Origin of the sequence: Aestuariivirga sp., assembly GCF_047600585.1 — a bacterium.
Lineage (GTDB): Bacteria > Pseudomonadota > Alphaproteobacteria > Rhizobiales > Aestuariivirgaceae > Aestuariivirga.
Genome location: NZ_JASGKP010000001.1, coordinates 152,244 through 168,841, shown reverse-complemented (window position 1 = coordinate 168,841; position 16,598 = coordinate 152,244). Strand labels below are relative to the sequence as shown.

The 16,598-nt window shown below is 50.9% G+C and carries 14 protein-coding genes; 6 read left to right on the top strand and 8 right to left on the bottom strand.

Features of this window, described 5'->3' with window-relative positions:
- Positions 1-85 precede the first annotated feature (85 nt).
- Positions 86-565 (bottom strand): hypothetical protein, encoded by a 480-nt coding sequence (locus tag QM801_RS00745; RefSeq protein WP_415017300.1) that lies wholly within the window; start codon positions 563-565, stop codon positions 86-88.
- 72 nt (positions 566-637) lie between these two features.
- Positions 638-1,159 carry a DUF3990 domain-containing protein gene (locus QM801_RS00740; RefSeq protein ID WP_415020868.1) on the bottom strand — a complete coding sequence of 174 codons (522 nt, stop codon included), beginning with the start codon at positions 1,157-1,159 and terminating at the stop codon, positions 638-640.
- Between the two features lie 550 nt (positions 1,160-1,709).
- Between QM801_RS00740 and QM801_RS00735 the strand changes: the two genes are divergently transcribed.
- The 4 genes from QM801_RS00735 (at position 1,710) to QM801_RS00720 (ending at position 5,715) form a co-directional block, all read left to right on the top strand.
- A complete protein-coding gene (locus QM801_RS00735; RefSeq protein ID WP_415017299.1) occupies positions 1,710-2,360 on the top strand; it encodes a hypothetical protein in 651 nt (216 codons plus the stop codon).
- Entirely contained in the window at positions 2,360-2,968 is a 609-nt protein-coding gene (locus tag QM801_RS00730; protein WP_415017298.1) for a hypothetical protein, read from the top strand. The genes QM801_RS00735 and QM801_RS00730 overlap by 1 nt, the downstream gene beginning before the upstream one ends.
- Before the next feature lie 62 nt (positions 2,969-3,030).
- Positions 3,031-5,370 (top strand): hypothetical protein, encoded by a 2,340-nt coding sequence (locus QM801_RS00725; RefSeq protein WP_415017297.1) that lies wholly within the window; start codon positions 3,031-3,033, stop codon positions 5,368-5,370.
- Between the two features lie 141 nt (positions 5,371-5,511).
- Positions 5,512-5,715 (top strand): hypothetical protein, encoded by a 204-nt coding sequence (locus QM801_RS00720; RefSeq protein ID WP_415017296.1) that lies wholly within the window; start codon positions 5,512-5,514, stop codon positions 5,713-5,715.
- Between the two features lie 572 nt (positions 5,716-6,287).
- On the opposite strand, the gene QM801_RS00715 is transcribed toward QM801_RS00720, so the two are convergent.
- The 5 genes from QM801_RS00715 to QM801_RS00695 all read right to left on the bottom strand — a co-directional run bounded on the left by QM801_RS00715 (position 6,288) and on the right by QM801_RS00695 (position 10,717).
- Complete coding sequence (locus QM801_RS00715) at positions 6,288-8,486, bottom strand: helix-hairpin-helix domain-containing protein (protein WP_415017295.1); 2,199 nt, start codon at positions 8,484-8,486, stop codon at positions 6,288-6,290.
- A complete protein-coding gene (locus QM801_RS00710) occupies positions 8,483-9,238 on the bottom strand; it encodes a PP2C family serine/threonine-protein phosphatase (protein ID WP_415017294.1) in 756 nt (251 codons plus the stop codon). The genes QM801_RS00715 and QM801_RS00710 overlap by 4 nt, the downstream gene beginning before the upstream one ends.
- Positions 9,238-9,918: a vWA domain-containing protein gene (locus tag QM801_RS00705; protein WP_415017293.1), complete on the bottom strand. Its 681-nt coding sequence runs from the start codon at positions 9,916-9,918 to the stop codon at positions 9,238-9,240. The genes QM801_RS00710 and QM801_RS00705 overlap by 1 nt, the downstream gene beginning before the upstream one ends.
- A gap of 32 nt (positions 9,919-9,950) precedes the next feature.
- On the bottom strand, positions 9,951-10,253 hold the full coding sequence (locus tag QM801_RS00700) for a DUF4236 domain-containing protein (protein WP_415017292.1): 303 nt from the start codon (positions 10,251-10,253) through the stop codon (positions 9,951-9,953).
- Between the two features lie 83 nt (positions 10,254-10,336).
- The gene (locus QM801_RS00695) at positions 10,337-10,717 is read right to left on the bottom strand and encodes an SH3 domain-containing protein (RefSeq protein WP_415017291.1); all 381 of its coding nucleotides are present in this window, start codon (positions 10,715-10,717) and stop codon (positions 10,337-10,339) included.
- A 1,053-nt stretch (positions 10,718-11,770) separates the two neighbouring features.
- Here QM801_RS00695 and QM801_RS00690 point away from each other — a divergent pair.
- A complete protein-coding gene (locus tag QM801_RS00690; protein ID WP_415017290.1) occupies positions 11,771-12,553 on the top strand; it encodes a 2-keto-4-pentenoate hydratase in 783 nt (260 codons plus the stop codon).
- Positions 12,554-12,697: 144 nt separating this feature from the next.
- Here the strand turns inward: QM801_RS00690 and QM801_RS00685 are convergent, their stop codons facing one another.
- Entirely contained in the window at positions 12,698-14,644 is a 1,947-nt protein-coding gene (locus QM801_RS00685) for a DUF2075 domain-containing protein (protein ID WP_415017289.1), read from the bottom strand.
- Between the two features lie 105 nt (positions 14,645-14,749).
- Between QM801_RS00685 and QM801_RS00680 the strand changes: the two genes are divergently transcribed.
- Positions 14,750-16,468 carry a RecQ family ATP-dependent DNA helicase gene (locus QM801_RS00680; RefSeq protein ID WP_415017288.1) on the top strand — a complete coding sequence of 573 codons (1,719 nt, stop codon included), beginning with the start codon at positions 14,750-14,752 and terminating at the stop codon, positions 16,466-16,468.
- Positions 16,469-16,598: the final 130 nt, after the last annotated feature.

The following is a 16,598-nucleotide window of genomic DNA, read 5'->3' as shown; positions in this document are numbered from 1 at the left end:
CCCGCCGCTGAACCTGGTGTGTTAGGTAGGCCGTTGCTCGTGATTTTGGATTTTACATGAAAAGCTTCAGTTGCAGTTCATCCAATCACTTCATCCCTGCAAAGAAATCACGCACGAGGGGTATCTGCAGAGAATTCAATATCACCAAAATCACCAATAACGTTATCACGGCGGCCAAACCTCGAGAAAAGCGACTAGGCAACTCAATTTTGAGTTTGACCTCAGCTTCTCTGTTCAAACGAATTTGTTCTGCTCGATACATCGCGTAACTCAAGCGTGCAGCACGCGACATTGACCAAATCAGTTCCCCGTGTAGGTTCTGTTGCGTCAGCTCACCACGATTTCCGTCATAGTCCTTGGCTTCTGAGGGAGCATCAGTTTCATCGTCAAAGCGCGCATCGTAAATTGACCAATGCTCCGGGAGTATTTCCGAGATATCCGCAAGATCAGCGGCAACATGCAGAGGGTGACCGTGCATGACGAGCGACGGGCCCTCATCCAATAGCTCAATGTTCCTCCAGTAGTCAGTGGCCACAGCCCGGGAGACCGAGAAAACGTTCTCCAAGGCCCATTCCACCCTACGCTGGAACTCGCGAGCACTTTCATCGTATTGGGAGGGTAGGCTTCTTGACATAAATCAGTTCAACTTTGCAGGTGATGTCACGGGCTGTATTGACTTGGACATCACTGATCTAACCATGGGCTTGGGCATCAGGCCAATTGCTCTCTGCGTATGCAGACTAAACTGATCACAACCATCGTAAACCGTATGACCAGGGAATTTTGAAAGCGGACCGAGGACTACATCGTAAGGATCATCAGTCCTCGATACCTTGTGCCAAGTATCATGTCGCCTACAACGTCGCACAAATGCGTTGAATTCATCGCTTGCGCGGACAAACCAGAGGTAATCGAGTTTGCAAAAGACTTCCAGATCAATATTGAACTCCAAAATCAAGGGCTGGTCGGCGCTCCGCGATCTAAGTGACTTTATGTTCGCCCATTTCTCTGCCTGCTCAAGACTTGTAGTCAGATAGAACCCCCGACCGAAATCTGTACGTGGCCGGCAACGGCTTAGGTCGACCCCAAAACTAGGAATAGAGTGTCCGGGACTAAGTTTGTATTGTTGGAAATGCGAATAGACACTTCCATGGTACATGACCCTTCTTCCTGAAAAACTCATGAAAAATCCCTCAGTTCGAAAGACAGCGCCTATCGAGCACTACAATTTGGATTTGTGCTCTTAAGCGAACTAAGACACGGCAAGTGATGCCCTCATTGCCAGAGCCTAACTCAACTCTGGGTGAGCCGCCCGTCAAAATTCGACGCAATCGGTGGAAGCTTGCCCTCATTTAACCCCCGGACATGGTGCCCTCGAAGCTCGCCGACAAGTTGAACCCGGGTTCAAAAATATGGAGGTAATGTCAGTGACAATATTCACAATGTTTTCAGAGGCATAGTCTAGACCCATTCAAACAGGTCATCATTCGCCGAGCCCCAGCAAAGAAACACAATAATCACAAAGAAAACAATGAGTTAATCAAAAAAAATATCCCCTCATATCCCTCTCGTGAGAAAGAAACACTACCGCAGACCATCTAGAGGAGAGATTTTGTGAAGGTCCTCTCTTCGTTGAAGAGGTGAGGCTTTGGCTGTATCATACCCATATTGGGCTGTGGATTTTGATCCGACATAGATTGGATAGCATAATGAGCACAAACAATCATCGATTCACGCAAATTCTTGACCTCACGCCGTCATGTAAGCCGTTATACAATAGGGCACTGGCAGAACTTGAAGACATGGTCGTAGTACCGACACTTGGCAGCATCGTTCCCAACTGGCTTCTTTTTGTACCCACATGGCCTTCGCTGAATTACCGAAATTGGAACACAAATACGGGGCGCGACCCATTGCTTTCGATGGAACTCTTTTGTGAACAGTTCGGGCACGATTTCGAGAAGGCAATTTGGTTTGAACATGGCGCCGCAAGCTCAGGTAGCCCAATCGGATGTGGTGTGGACTACGCTCATTTGCATCTTTTGATCGACAGTCAGATTGACTTCAGTGAATTTGCAAACGCCGCTCATTCCTTGTCAGGTGTAGAGTGGAGACCATTGGCTAACCAGCCATCCCCTTATGACGACCTTCCTTTTGAGGAAGACTACTACGTGTTTGGCCAGGGACGGTCTGCCTTTGTCGGCAACAACAATAGATCGTTGGGCAGCCAATTCTTCAGGCGCGTTGTTGCACGTCTCGTCAAACGGGACGCCGAATGGGACTACAAGTCGTATCCATTCAGCGCGAACATCGCTGCTACTTGCAACAACTTTGGCAAAGCGATCAAAGATGCAGCTTGATGACAGATGAAACGTCGGCAAATGATAAGCTCGTACCGGATAACGAAACTGGGACTGCGGACGGGCGCGCGCCTTGGCAGTGGGAGACTCGCTTTCCCGCGGTCGCTCACAGACAGATTTGGCTGGAAGCTGCTTATCTCTTAGTTTGTTTAGCGATTTTTGGCTCAACAACTGTGGCCTCTGCAACCTACGTGCCCGAACTGTTCACGCTCAATGTCTTCTGTGCGCAGGATGTTGCCGATCAGAGCAAAGTGGTTTGCAGTCAGTTTCTGCTCTCCAAAGAATGGCTGGCATGCTATTTTGCCGGCGGCCTTGGGGGCACAATACTGACCATTAAGTGGCTCATCCATTCAGTTGGAACGGGCAAATGGCATCAAGATCGAGTTCTGTGGCGTATTTTCGTGCCATGGATAGGCGGGGTTTATTCGACCATGATCCACGGTCTGGTCAGTAGTGGATTTATCGGTGGGCAGGCCAGTGGGAACGCAACCGGCATAGTCACAACGGTCTCAATCGCGTTTCTCGTTGGTCTTTTCTCGGATGGTGTTAGCGGGCTGCTAACAAATGTGGCCAATGCCGTTTTTGGCACTGTCATCGAGAAGAAATGAACTCAGGCATCATCCAATCACATCAAAGTTCACCAGTCTCTTGGTCCGAAGCCGAAACTTTGGTGGCGAAGTATGGACCAAAGGGTGCTCGTCTGCTCTGCCTGCCACGTGCATGGACGCCGCAGTTCGTATTGTGGCCCGAAGAAATCGTTGAAGCCCTTCTTGATGCAAGATCCGAACAAGAAGCAGTCGCTTGGCAGTCTATCCAGCATCTATTTAAAGACGACGCAGAGATCATCCTGCGATCGAGCATTGTCGGGGAGACCATCTGGGACAGAGGCACATATGAAAGCGTAAGATTATCTCACAAGCCCTTGGAATGGTCACATATCAAGGATGCGCTGGAGCGGATTGCACAATCCGCTCCCCAAAAGAAGGTCGCAATCATTGTTCAGAAGTTTTTGCCCCCTTCAGAAGCAGGTGAATTTGGAAATGTTCTGAGAGTTTCCAAAACACGTGATCAATGGGAACTCTCTGCCCGTGGTGAAGGCGAAGTGTACCAAACCGATCGCGTCAACACTCAGAGAGACACTCCTCCGCCCGTCGATCATCCTCTATCGGCTCGAAGCGGCATAAGTCGAGAACGTTTTTTTGGCCCTGTTGGCGCATGGGTGAACAACGAATTGGTTCGCGGGACCACACACCGGATCAACTGTGAGTGGATATTGTCTGAAGGTGTTTTCTGGATTGTTCAGCTAGATGCTGAAGACGAAGACGTCTTCGGAATTAATCCACATCAGATCACTATCGAAAAGTGGCAGCAGACAGTCGACCAAAAAACTGAGCTAATAGTCTACCCCACCAAAGACGACATACAGCGCTGGGACAAGCTTCGTGTTTTGAAGGAGCTTTATGAGGAGAAGTCACAGCATTCTCCTCGGCTGTACCTTTTGACCTGCAACACGTTGCTGAACCGAACGAACGACCCCTCATTTAGAACTAAGTTGGAACTGGAGTTTAGGACCCTTTTTGCCAATAACATTGTCATTCGAACGAGTGGTTTGGCAAATCTCGAAAAGCAGACCAACTTGCCAAGAACAGACTGTCTGACCCCCTCAGAAGCTGTAGACTGGTGTTTCAACACCCTGTCCCACCTACAGTCTGAAGGTACCGGTATTGACGGTTTGGCATTCGTAATACATAGGTTCATAGCTGCACGTGCAAGTGCGTGGGTCCGCGTTGATCCAGCCAATCCAGTTGCAGAAGTCCATGGCACATGGGGCTTGCCTGACGCCCTGCAGTACTGCCCGTATGACAACTGGGAAGTCCATGTAGATAGCCAGGACGTGACAGAATATCCAGATTACAAATCACATATATTGTTAGCCGCTGGCGATGGAAAGTGGCGCTACGAACGCGTCCGCAATGATGTAGCGAGACATCAAAGCATCGCAAAAAAGAACATACTGGACATCACAACTCGCAGCATGGAAATTGCAAAGAGGCTTGGCCGCCCTATGCATATCATGTGGTTTGTTGCTTGTTCTGATCCAAGTGATCAGGAAGTTAACATACCGTGGTATTGGACTGAGGCCCACAAGACGGAAGAACATATTGGCCGACAGAGACCACGGCTCTTCAAAGCAGCTGGATTTGACGACCTCAACCAAGTTGGGAAACTAAGAAGAAAGTACCCAAACTTGGCCATTGATCTACAGCCCAAAACCATCGAGCTATTCCGCGACAACAAATTCCTAAAGGCAGTTGCCGATGCTGCAGTTGAACACAGCGTCCCGGTGTACATGAGGGGATCGAGCCTATCCCATGCCTACTATCAACTTCAAAAGAACGGCTGCACGGTTATCCTCCTTGGTGACAAGGACCATGTGCGTGTTCGAAAGCAAGCACAGTTTGGAAAGCTTGTACGGGACGGAATACCGGGGAAAATAGCTTCCAAAAAAGAGCACGCGGTCACGATTACCGTGCCATCTTCCATCAAACAGGCCTTCCTGATCGCCAAGTTCGTCGAGGAGCTACTCGAGGTTAGAGAAGCGACCACCGATGACGAAAGGAGGTCAGAACTGGCAGATATCTACGAGGTTCTGCGGGGCCTGATAGCGGCCACGGGCAACACCCTTGCAGAGATCGCAGAAGCAGCAGATCGGAAGAGGTCGAAGCTCGGTGGCTTCGACGCTGGCGCGATACTTCTTGAAACTAGCTTGCCTTCTGCTCATAGCGGAGAAGCAGTTCTAAGCCCCTCAGACCAAGATCTAGAGCAGATAAGGATGATAGACGGTGAAACTTACGAGATACCGTTCACCTTCTTCGGGTTCTCGCCAATAGGGATGCAGAAGGTTCTGCGAGTTGAGCAGCTGGGCATCGAGATCATTGTTGTACTGAATAAGGACCACTTCAGAATTTCGCTTCACGCAACTCCGCAACAAATGAAGTTGGATCTTTAGCTGAAAACGTCCCAAATGGCTCAACGACAGTTAAACCAGTAGGCACTTAGAGATTTTCCTTCTCGACGCTCCGTCTGACCTAAGACGCGGCCTAAAGCTTGTTGCCCTCAATCTAGCCAATTGCGACAAGGCAAAACTGCCATGCTGAGCAATCTGGATATCGATAATTTCCCGACACAAGGAAAAACAAGGCCTGACGAATTCTGCGAGAAACTGATCCAAGGGCCTGCTATTGGGCGCGGCGAAGCGAGAGAGGTCTTTGAGGTGAAGAGCCACCCGGCGCTGGTTGTCAAGCGGGTACATCAACTCAACAGCGACCCAAACTACATCGAGTGGATCATTTGAAATGCACTTCGCGGAACCGCCCTAGAGCCAATTTTCGGTCAGTGTCTGGAGATTAGCCACACCGGCAGCATTTTGGTGATGGAGAAGTTGACGGACGTTAGCGAAGATGATCGTCCCAACTTTCCGAAAATACCTGAGTGGTTAAGAGACACAATGTGTGCTGGGTGCCTTGGAAAATCGGATACGGGGCACATTAAGTTTCGTGACTATGCCAATTGCGATTTGAGCTCTTTGTTGTCTGAAGCGCCGCTTATTCAAACTAGGTTTCACATCATTAAGTCCTGAACGATCTGAAAATTGCGTTAGACCACTGCTTATGATCTGCCCCTGACGATTTCCGCCAAATCAGCCTAGAGCTTTGCACCTCTTCATACTCGAATACCTTAGTAGATTTTTCGAACTTGAACCCAGGTTCAAAGTTCAATTGGTCTAGGCTCCTAGCCTCAGGATGATCTGCTCTTCCCTGAACTGCCTCAATATCAGCGCCGTCTTTTCCCCTGGGCCAGTCCATAATTCCAGCTAGAGAAAATCTTCAGCGACAAGTGAGGCCTATGGGCGTCCCCAGAAGCACTTTAAGGAAAGTTTTTTGTTCCCTTGCAACTTGGGTAAGTAGAACAACCCCAAAAAAAGTTACCGCGTCTTCGGTTCGTACGCCTCACCATGCGAGACCCGCAGTTAGGACACGAAGGCGCACTAGTGGCTGGAATTGAAGCATTGGCAGGGAATGCACCATAAAGATTGCGGCCGGTATATGAAGCTGTTGGTGTTCGAGGCAGTTTGAAAGGATTGCTGGGGAGAGTGACGCCAACCGATGCACTGCCACCCAAGAAATTTAGATCTTCGGCTGCATTCAACGCTTCTTGGTAAAGTGCTTCGAGCGCCGCACTTCGATTTGAAGTAGCTGCCTTTGCTTGGGCCGCGAGAAGCGAAAGTTCTTTGCTTGAGCTTTCAATCCGCTTCTGCAGATCAATTGCTCTGGCTTGAAACTCTGCATCAACCCTCGAGCGGTCCTGCCGTTCAGCCAATGAAACAGACGAGCTAGGTTTAAACCTAAACGACAAATCGTCCTTGTAATCAATTAGCCCTTTCGTAATCGCGTGACCTATTCCGGGCACAGCAAGGCAATCGTCCTCATTTACATCTGAGAAACTCTCAATGTTATGGGACAGCAGCGCGGCCAATTTTCCACGTCCAAAACCACGTATCTTCAAACGCCCCTTTGAAAACTCATCAGCTATGAGAAAACCTTCGAGATAGTCATCTAGCTGCCGTTCCTTGTGAATACGGGATATTTCGGCACTTCGTGCCTTGTATTCACCATTCAGACCCTTGTATTCATTCGTCCAGAGTTCAACATCATAATAGAGTTGGGCAAGGCGATCCAAATTCAAGCTTTTGTGCCAGAGAGCTAATCTGGATTGAAATTTTTCATTTGCCATTCTACTGCGCTCAGTGAACGGCTGCAGATCTACGCCTCCCCTCTCGTTGGCGAACCAACAGAGCACACCCGCACCTACGAAATACATCCAACCCTCGGGCTTAGCCAGCGTAAGTCCGATTGCCCCTAAAACTATTGCGAAACGCCTAAGCTGCAGAAGTTTTGAGCCCCCCTTAGCGTCATGGGCTTGCTTTGAAACTCTTCCCGCAAGTTGAGATAACGGCGCGTTCGCCATGCCAAGCGCGGGAACGTTCAGCGCTTCAATCTGGCGCCACAGCCGCTCCGCATCGAACGATCCACCAACAAATGCATTCTGAACAAATGTCGCCGCATCAGGAACGAATAGGACCACACCCACGTTTTGCTCGATATCGCACCATGGACAAGACCTTGCTGCGTTGGAATAAAAGTGAAGTCCATTCTGCGTACACTTGATAAGTGTGTTTTCAAAGCGCTCCAATGCACTAACCCACTGCGCAGCGGTAGGTCTCTGACTCGACATTTGTTGTCCGAAGGCATCTTCGAACATGTCGGCCAACCATGTGGGAATGTCGGATAAGTCACAAGCTGCGGGCGGAGGAGACAAGCCTGTTTTCCGCCTTCTGGAGTATGCGAACCTAAACTCGCCGATGGCCCGCTCCATTGGCATATCACCTTGACCAGTGTAGCGACCGGAGAACGGATGTTTCCCCATAAAGAGCAATTGGAATATGACAATTGCCAATCCAAAACAATCATGATTGGGGGTTCTTACGATTACATCCAGCTTCTGGCCTTGCAATTCCGGCGGCGTGTACTCTGGAACGCCAACTTTGCAGAGATGCCTTTTCGAAGCTTCTGTGATCTGAAAGCTATCTGCATCAATCAGTGCGGCCGTTGCTTGCTGCGATATCAGCACACCCGAATGATTAATGTCCCCGATCACGCAACCAGTAGCGTGCACCTGCGCAACTGCGCGAGCAACATTCGAGGCTGCACGCGCCAAAAATCGATAGTCTGCCTTAGGAAAGTGGGTTTTTCTCGATCCAGGAGCGTACAATTCATGTAAGGGCTTGCAATCCGCAACAAGTCGCATGACAAAGCCAGCAAACTTATTGCTCCTGTCAGTAACTTTTGCAGTGGGAAAAGCTACCAACTTTGATTGCTCAAACAATTTGGCACTCAACATTGCCGTGATTTTTGCCTCACGGCTTGCCAAATCTCGTATTGTGTAGAATTTGACTGCAAAGTCCTTCGAATCGACCAGCGTGTAAACCTCTCCTTCGCCGCCTTTTCCGATCCGCTTATCAAGTACGATCTGTTTTCCGTTCGAATATAGTTGGGGGCGGTTCATTTCAGTACGGCTAGTATGAGCGTCTTGTCGTCGTCGGTGCGATCGTTCACGGCGCTGCTGTCTAGATAACTGTGAAGTTTTCTCGAGAGGACTAGATCACAGCCTATCGCCGAACTTTCATCGAGAGGCTTGATCATCGCCTCAAAGAATGGAGCATGTGGGGTTCCTTGTGAAAAGGACAGAGCTAACCGCTCTATACCGTCCGAAAAAACTGCAACTGCATCAACTCCCATCTCCCGCTTTTCGATCCGCAATCGAACGGATGGCTCGTCAGTGATAAAGAATGTGGTCGACGCATACTCACCCTGCTCCGGCCAGCTCAATGTCTCCCACTTTTTGGTATCTTTGTTGCGCGCAACCGCCGCACCATCTCCTATATGGAATACAATCGTCTGATCACCAGTCGATATGATGCCCACTAGAGTTGCCGCAAAGTTCTTACGATCAGTGCCACGTCTAGTGCTGGCCACAGCCAACAAATCCCGAACTTCATCCGTCCAGAACCAGATCTCGCTATCGTGTGGCAGGGAACCTGTTCGGTTAACATATTCGGCCGCATGGCGCGCAATGTGTCTCGCAGCAACAGAGGCGCCCTCCCCCCCATGGCTGGCGCTGCCTGCACCATCACTCACGACTACAATAAGCGTCGATAGTTTAGCTACTACGCAACTGAAGGCGTCTTGTTTGCGCGTACCTTGCCTAACATGGGAGGTACCGCGGCAACTGGCTCTCGCCCAAGTCCAGCGTGACATTATCCTGCTACAGCCCACCCATCTGGACTGGTGGGGTTGGAAAGCGGAACGCTTTCACCGGGTGTTGACCGGGAGACCTGGCTCAAGGAACTCGAAAGCCAGGCGAAAAACTCTCTGAAGGCCAAGCCCTTCAACCGCAGTGGGGTCCGAACTGCGATTTGTTTCAATCGATCCATATCGGCGCCGTCACCAACCCCAACCGCATAAAACATAAACTCTTTGCGATCCTCCCCTGACTTAACAAGGGAGGTTGCGTTTGTAATTGAGTCAGTTGGTGCACCATCAGTCATGAGGAACACCCAAGGTCTATAATACGTAATGCCGTTCAGCTTGTATTGCTGTTTTCTCTCCTTCAGCAGTGCCAAACCCTGTTCTATTGCTTTCCCCGTTGGAGTGTCGCCGCCCGCTTCAAGATGCGGGGCAATAAAGTTCTGACAGGATGTGTAGTCAAGTTGGACGTTAACTGGGCCGAAGGTGATGATTCCAATCTCCACACGTTTCGCAGCGAGACTATCAGCTTGGAGTTCAGTCTGTAGTTGCTGCAAACCCTCATTTAGCTCGCGAATTGGATTCCCCCCCATAGAACCGGAAGTGTCGAGCAAAAGAAGGCAAGGACACCGTGGCTCTGTGTTCTCAGCAAATTCTACCGCTCCAAACGGCTGTTGTTCAAAATCATTCATTTTCCGCTCCAGGATTTCCACTCATGACAAAATCAATATCCATGAAATTTCCAGAAAATCAAAGCACATGCCAATACTGCTGTTAGGACGCCAAAGTACCGAATCCTATGCAGTGTTGGGCCCTTAGCGATGGTCGGGTTGGGCTTAGCTTTTTGTCGCGCATAGGTGCGATAAGACAGACCCGTCCGAGGCAATGTCCACGTTGTCGTTACACCTTTTTTGGAAATGGTCTTTCGATACCCAGGAACACCAACGCTCGCTGAAAACCCGCCCTTTGAGATTGTCACTCTAAAGAGCTTGGACAACGAGATAGATTTTGAGAACCTTATGCCCATAGACAGATATACTGGCAGATTTTTTTCTGGAGAACTAGTATTGGGATGGAAGGCTCAGCATTGAGCATGAGAAATTGACCTACTCATTCAGTCTTTTGCGAGAGATAGGACTTCTTCACCCATCCTTCCAATGTACCATTCTTTGCTTTTATCAGTATCCAGTCTTTCACTTCATTTCCGTACAGACTGACTACTTCAGAGGCCACCTCGCCTGCTAACAATTCCCCGACCTTAGCCGATGTGGGCGAGGCCTCAGCTCTGACATTTAATCGTATGGCTGTGACCACAAAATCCCTCCCCCCAGCAACCGAGTTTGGCAAAATGGGAGGACCACCACCATCTGAAATGTCCTTTAACTCTATGATTTCCGACCCGTTTTGCGATGCACCCATATCCAATATTGAAGACCTCGCTGGAGAGTGTTCATGATCAGTATCTCGAGAATTGTCTTCAGGTGCACTCACTGTACTATCTGGAAGACTAGACTGTTTTGGGCGGGCTAAAACTGGTGAATCCTCTGACCGTTCGGCAAGCGGACGATCTAGAGTTGATATTGGCGCGTGCGATATAGCGGGGCGCGCAATGGTTGTAGGGCCTGGGTCCGGTGCAGGTGCGACGGCAACGGTGTGGGATTGCGGAAGTGTCATGCCAGTTGGGGCCGCAACCTTCGCATTCGTTGGGTTCGGCCTTAGAATGACTACCGGATCGCCTTCCGGAGCTGGAATCGCCAACCTAGACAGGTTTTTTCGGCTGCTAGGTTGAGATAACCCGAAGATCACTAGAATTCCCGCTAAAACCAAAACCCCTTTTTTCATTGGCCTCTCGTGGCACCCTACTCTGGGTTCAAGCTGTTCATGAAATAGGGCGCATGACCTAGCTACGTCAACTTCGTCACCTCTGGCGACGGCTAGAATGATGTGAAGATCATCATTCAAAAATGGTGGTACTCTTGTAACCCGCCCCTCACGATCTCCAAAAAATCGGCCCAGGGCTGGTATTATTCCTCACCCACAGCGAGCTGGATCATTCTGAGTTAGAGTTTTCTGCTGTAGCTTCCCTGGTCGGTAAGAGTGAATGATGCGAGGGCACCGAATTTCACGATCACCCAGAAGCCCTTCGCTATACGGTCAGGTCCCGTTCACCAACTTGCTGCCGTCCCGCCCCATCCAACCCACTCCAACATAGGGGTCAAGGCGCGGAATGCCGGCAAAGCATGGCCTGGGTTTGTCAGTCCCGCCAGAATGATCATTTCACTCAAATAGCTTATGAGTATCGGTAATCGGCGCACTCATCAAAACACCAAACGACCACAATCTCGTTGGCTACAAGCCTGAAGCCCTATGACGGTCATACACCAATCCGTCCAAGCGACGAAGATGCCGACCATTCAATAGTCTCTCTGTTGCTTGTACAAACACCGGTCAAGCCTGATATGTATGCCGATGACAGGATGATCGACATTTGGGGTGTCGCGCTTGTGTGAATACTGAATTTGACCACCCAGCTCAGAGACGTCCATGACTCAAGGCCCATCATCCGCGCAATCTTTACGCGATCAACGGATGTCACTCTCGCCGACCTTTCTAACGGCGTCTATGCGCCCACCAAGCGAAATGGAAGGGTATGCACTGCAGCGAGAAGTCAACCACTTATTGTCAGAGCAGCTCGGTGCCGTCGCTGGACTTAAGATCGGCTGTACCACCCCTGTAACGCAAAGATTTCTTGGCATCTCAGGCCCCTGTGCTGGCGAAGTGTTCTGCTCTACGATTACCCACGAAAAAGGAACAGTACGCTCCGCGAACCATCGCAAGCTCGGCGTTGAGTGCGAGCTCGTCGCCATTCTTGGCGCCGACATCCAACCGCAGCGAGTTCCCTATACGGTTCAGTCCATCAGCCAGTACTTCGAGGCTGTTGCACCAGGAATCGAGATTGTTGATGACCGATATCTCGACTATCGAACGCTTGGTGCTCCGACGCTCATTGCTGACAATTTTTTCAACGCCGGCTGCGTGCTGGGAGTGCCCTTCAAGGCTTGGCGATCATTGGAATTGCCGCACGTTACCGCGTGGATGGAAATCAATGGTATGGAAGTTGGGCGGGGAACTGGGGCTATGGTCCTAGGGCATCCACTCGAAGCTTTGGCGTGGCTGGCGAATCTGAGGGCATCGCAAGGATTAGGATTGAAGCAGGGTCAGTTCGTCTTCCTCGGCAGCCTCATTGAGACGAAGTGGATCAGCACTGGCGATCTTGTCGTGATCGGGATCGATTTCTTGGGCAATGTAGAGCTGAGAGTTACCTAATCGTTCCGGCACCCCGATTAGGCTCCTCGCGATCTGAGACAAGAAGAAGCCACAGCGTAAGGTGGGTTGAGAGAATGACGAAAGTCCTTATGCCATCGTTTCGGACCCAGAGCGATCCGGTAGCAATCATTCCTGTTGCTCGCTTCAAAGCGTGTCCAAACCACAAAGCTGGAGGAACTTGAACGTTTCATCATAAAACTCGGGCGGGCGGGTGACATCAGATGGATCTCCTTTCGGGACGAAGATTACCATTCCTTGGCGTGCTCGCGTCAGTATCACTCGATATGCGTTCCGGAGAAATTCCTGTGCCTCCGCGGACCGAACACGCTGCCAGCGCGTACCTTTGAAATCAAAACTATCCCATTGGCCCGCCACGTAGCGGAAATCGGCGTCCCAACACACACCTGTCCAATCGAGCTCCAAACCCTGCACGTCAAACTCACTCGCCACTTCCTCACAATAGAAAGAGGAGCGCACGTCGGACTTGCCATTTAGGAACCAGACCGGTGGATCGATCTGTGCTCTAATGTGTATGCCCTCCGGACGCAGTCGCAGGGCGCCCGAAGAAGCTACTAACCCATATCGTTCGCTTCCCCTCGCCTGGGAACGCAGCCACGAACGTGCGAGGTTTATGTCTCGCGTGATCTTGATGGGGTAGCGATCTGAGATATTCGCGTAGGACCCCAGCGCCATTTTTGGTTTATTCGTTACAAGATGATCAACGAAATCAGACAGCGACTCAGCACGAAAGGAACGTATGGAGACCGCCAAATGCAAGTCAGCCTCCAAACTCGGTTTCATTTCTGGGAAGGATACTCCAGAAACAGCATCGCTATCCCCAGTGCGATCAGATGCGTAAACGCGCCAGGTTTTGAAGGAGTGTGACAAAGCGGTAAGCCACTCAGCAAATCCAGCTTCACCCGTGTTGATCTCCTGTCCTTCTCCGATCAAACAAATGACCACACACCAGTCTTCATGACGGTCCATAACTCTAATCAGGAATTCAGGCTCTGACATGGAGAAATCTGTTACTCCCCGCTTCGCCTTCATGAACTTTGCGGCCTGATCCTTTGTCCAAGCGCGCTGAGCCTCATCGAAGACAACAACTCGCTCTACTGGAGCGCTACTATCTAGTAGTGCGCTATCTCGGAAGTGGTGGATATTCTGAATGAAACTCCTGACGCGTCTTAGCGCTTCAGACTTAGATATTCCGTGACGCGCACTTTCATCACGTGCAAGTGCCTCACGTAGAACGTCAACAAGCGGCCCATTGCCCGACAAGAACACCGCATGCTCGTCTTCATGGCTTCGTGCGCGCATGGTCGCAATGTTGAGGCCGGCCAGGGTCTTACCCGCACCTGGGACGCCTGTGACAAAGCAGATCGACTTTTCTCCAGCGACTTTCGATCGCTCGATGATCCGCTCGAGAACTTTCGTCGTGGCGCCCAGGTTTTGGGCTCCAGCGTCCGATCGCGTGATGGCCTCAACATTGTGCTGTTGAAAGAGTGCCTGCGCGGCCTCCACGATAGTTGGAGTAGGCCGATATCCAGAAGCCAGCCAAACCTCGTAGTTGATATAGCCACCGGTGTTTACCGACGCGATGTTCCCCAGAACTTTTCCAAGCTGGCCCGTGCCAATGCTAATAGGCTTAGCGACGCGGTCGTGGCCCCATGAAAGATCGAATCCCGACTGGCCCGGAGCACTCGTTGAGTAGAGGATAGGGACGATTGGAGCGTTGTGGCTGCCGACATGAAAGTTCTTTAGATCCAGCGCATAATCATAGACCTGCTCAATATGAGACGCATCAAAGGATGATGCTCCCACCTTGAATTCAAGGACAAGGATTGCATTGGCCAATACGATGATTGCATCTGCACGCTTTCCCATTCGGGGAATGGCGAATTCTAAGAGCACGTGAGCGTCGCCAGACCTCGGGGCAGCTGATTTCAGCAGCTCGATCTGCTCGATCCACGCTTGTCGTTGCTGATGCTCGAGCGCAAAGCCATGTGCACGCACGAGTTCACCCAGAATGAAAGAGGCATCTGCACACCGAAATTCTTCGAAGGTGGCTTGGTAATAAGCTTTTTGCACAAGCTCAACGGTGCCAGAGGGATATAGTCATTTCAAGATTTTCCAGAAAACAATCTAATAGATTGAAAAAGCGTGAGGTTTTTCACCACGAGATCTCTCATTGCGATGTTTTTTGGTTTCAGAGAGTATCGACTAAAGAGCGAAGAACCTTGGAGCAAAGCGATTTCGGCAACTGGCAACTGGGCTTCGGTCAGACGGGGCGTCCTCGAACGAGACGGCTATGAATGCGTCGTCTGCGGCTCAAAGGTGACTGGACGTAATGCGGACGTCCACCACCTGCTGCCACGATCCCGCGGTGGTAATGATCAGCCCTCCAACCTGATAACTCTCTGCGACGGCTGTCACGCAAGCTTCCACCCCAAGCTAGCAGGCCGCTTGGCTCGCCGTTGGCTGGAAAAGGCCGCAGTCAGCCTAGCCCGTCTGTTGGATTTGCACGGCCGTGTTCCAAACTCTGTTTTCGATTTCGGAGCAGCTCTGAGACTTTTCCAGATTCCGAAGTTTCGAGAGGGTCAGCTCCCGATCATTCTGGCAGCACTTTCCGGCAAATCCATACTGGTCGTAAGTCCGACGGGTTCCGGGAAAACGCTCTGCTTCCAATTGCCAGCTGTTCTCGCTCCCGGACTGGCACTGGTGGTTTCGCCCCTGAAGGCTCTGATGACAGAGCAAACCTCAACGCTGCTGCGAAAGAAGATTCCGTCTACCTTTCTCAACAGCGACCTAAGTGCCGAAGAAAAGCGTATTCGGCTATCCTGGATTTCTCGGCGCCTCATCAAGTTTCTCTATGTCGCCCCGGAACGCTTCTTCGTGAACAATGAGTATGAGCGGCAGGTTCTCAAGCAAAGTCGGCCGAGCTTTCTTGTCGTGGACGAAGCTCACTGTGTGGATCAGTGGGGAAGAGACTTTCGTCGCGAGTATGCGCGACTAGATGAAGTTCGAACCAAACTGGGGTCCCCACCCGTCCTCGCGTTTACTGCAACGGCCGGAAAGGAGATGCAGAACCGCATCCTGGAGTCACTTGGCATACCCGACGCGAGGGTGTTTGTGCGGGACGTCGACCGTCCAAATATCGCACTGCTGAGATGGAAGTGCCCTGAATCTGGAAGGGCAAATCAAATCCAGAACTTGCTCCAACTACCTGAAGTTCGGCCAGGGCGCTGCATGATATTCGTGCCGTCCATCAAGGTTGGCGATAGACTGAAAGCAGACTTGAGTTCCTTCGGGACAGATATCCCCTTCTACCACTCGCGACTGGGTACGCCCTGGGATCGCGAACAACTCCAGAAGCGATTTTCCGGTGAGAGCAAGCCACCTCTAAATCAGATCATCTGCACCAATGCCTTCGGCATGGGACTGGATTTGCCGAACGTCCGAATGGTCATACATTGGCAACAAGCAGCTTCAATTGAAGACCAACTTCAGGAGCTGGGAAGGGCTGGCCGAGACGGTAAATCGGCAGTCTCAGTGATTTTCCATGATTCCGAAAGTCGGGACGTCGGACGGCTCCGGTACATGGCGGAAATGACAGTTCGCTCGTCTGCCCCAGAAGACCGAGCCGAACATGCATTGCAACACCGATATTTACAGATCAAGCATTTGGAAGAGCTGCTCAGAGCCGAGTCGTGTGTGCGGACGCAATTCCGGCAGTATTTTGGACAGGCCAGCGCCCCGAAACGCACCGTTTCAGAAGTCATTTTGAACTGGACCTTTGGATCGCAGGAGCGACGGTCCAAACAGTTTGGCTGTTGCGATCACTGCGATGCGAACATCATCAGGAAGCTGGGTGTTGTCGCATATGTTAGGCGACATCTGCGAACGTCGAAGTAAATTTGGGGGCCGGTCATGAGGAGGAGCTCAACTCTCCATCATGCGAACGCGGCGTATAATCTTGAGCTTTCTTGTCTGTGCCAACGGCTTTCCATCTAAACTCGATGTATGGCTCTTTGACGCTTTTGAA